Origin of the sequence: Nocardiopsis lucentensis DSM 44048 (assembly GCF_000341125.1) — a bacterium.
In the GTDB taxonomy this organism is placed as follows: Bacteria; Actinomycetota; Actinomycetes; order Streptosporangiales; family Streptosporangiaceae; genus Nocardiopsis; species Nocardiopsis lucentensis.
This window is the reverse complement of sequence record NZ_ANBC01000356.1, coordinates 1-432: the sequence shown is the minus strand read 5'-3', so window position 1 is coordinate 432 and position 432 is coordinate 1. Positions and strand designations below refer to the sequence as shown.

Annotated in this window: 1 protein-coding gene; it reads left to right on the top strand. The window is 78.0% G+C overall.

The window, feature by feature from the left end:
• On the top strand, positions 1-432 hold a 432-nt coding region (locus D471_RS34115), incomplete at both ends, for a KR domain-containing protein (RefSeq protein WP_040689398.1).

Here is a 432-nt window from a genome sequence, read left to right as displayed (position 1 = left end):
GCCCCCCGCCACCGCCGACCGCCCCCTGCGCCACGTGTTCCACCTGGCCGGAACCACCGCGGACGGGGCCTTCCCCCAGATGGACGAGGACGCGTTCCGCACCGTGTTCGCGGCCAAGGCCCAGGGCGCGGACCGGATCGCCGAGGCCGTCGCCGACCAGCCGCTGCGCTCCCTGGTCCTGTTCTCGTCGGTCTCCTCGGTCCTGGGCTCGGCCGGTCAGGCCAACTACGCCGCCGCCAACGGCTACCTCAACGGCCTGGCGCGGTCCCTGCGCGGCCGCGGCGTCCCCGCCACCGCCGTGGCCTGGGGGCCCTGGGAACCCGGCGACAAGGGCGGCCTGGCCGCCGACGAGCGGGTCCGCTCCGCCGTCGCCCGAGCCGGGCTGACCCCGCTCACCGACCGGACGGCCTGGCCAGCCCTGACCGCCGCCGC